The sequence below is a fragment of the Pseudomonas sp. TYF_14 genome, from assembly GCF_043105275.1.
Taxonomy (GTDB): domain Bacteria; phylum Pseudomonadota; class Gammaproteobacteria; order Pseudomonadales; family Pseudomonadaceae; genus Aquipseudomonas; species Aquipseudomonas alloputida.
In genome coordinates this window covers 1-1053 of record NZ_JBICLK010000048.1, presented here as the reverse complement: position 1 = coordinate 1053, position 1053 = coordinate 1, and the positions used below count along the sequence as shown (strand labels likewise).

Here is a 1053-nt window from a genome sequence, read left to right as displayed (position 1 = left end):
TTGGTGCCGACATAGACGTTGTCTGGTGCAGCTACAGTCGCCGAACCGGTGGTGCTGTTGGCTGCCACGACGACAGTAGTGCCGTCGGTCAGCTTGAAGTACAGCTCCGAGTGGTTGTTGATCGGCAGACCATCTTTGTTGGTCAGGGTGATGGTGTAGGTGATCTCGCCGCCTTCGGTGACCGAAGGGGTGGCGGTCAGTTTGGCCACCACTTCACTGATAGTGTCCGAGATCTCAACGGTAGCCGGGCCACCCAAGGCCAGCTTCTCGAAGGTGGCACCCGGAACTGTAGCGTCGGTAACACTGAGCGTGATGGAGCCTGCATCAAGATAGACGTCATCGCCCTGAACCGAGGTCTTGTACTCGACTTCGGTCTTACCGGCTTCGATCGTCACGGTGTCGCCGTTAGACAGGGTTACGGTCAACGGACGGTCCAGCGCCTGGCTTACTTTCACAGTAAAGGAAGGCTGCTGGTCTTCGGTCACATTGCCATTGCTGACAATACTTACGGTGACGGTATCGATGCTGTCATTGATGACAGTCGAGGCTGGGGTCGGATTCGGAGTCAGATGTTCGAAGTTGCCGCCCGTGGCGCTCTCGATGGTGACGCTGACGGTCGAGCCGTTGTTGTAGACGTCATTGGCCGGGGTCTGGAAATCGACGCTGCCCTGGGTTTTACCCGCTTCAACGGTAATGGTTTGGCCGTTGGACAAGGTCACGGTTACCGGCGTCTGGGCAGGATTACTCAGGGTCACGGTGTAGGTGATCACGCCGCCTTCGGTCACGCTTGGCGAGGCGGTCAGGGTCGCAGTAGTGGTGTCGACCGAGTCGGTGATCGTGGTCTGAGCCGGCGTCGGGTTCGGGGTCAGTTGCTCGAAATTACCGCCTGTGGCGTTCTCGATGGTGACGCTGACAGTCGAACCGTTGTTGTAGACGTCATTCGCCGGGGTCTGGAAGTCGACGCTGCCCTGGGTTTTGCCGGCTTCAACGGTGATGACCTGGCCGTTGGACAGGGTCACGGTCACCGGCGTCTGGGCAGGGTTGCTCAGGGTC

1 protein-coding gene is annotated in these 1053 nt (G+C 59.1%); it reads right to left on the bottom strand.

The annotated features are described in order from the left end of the window. A partial coding sequence (locus tag ACF8O8_RS13425; RefSeq protein WP_392509826.1) for an immunoglobulin-like domain-containing protein occupies nucleotides 1-1053 on the bottom strand: 1053 nt, incomplete at both ends.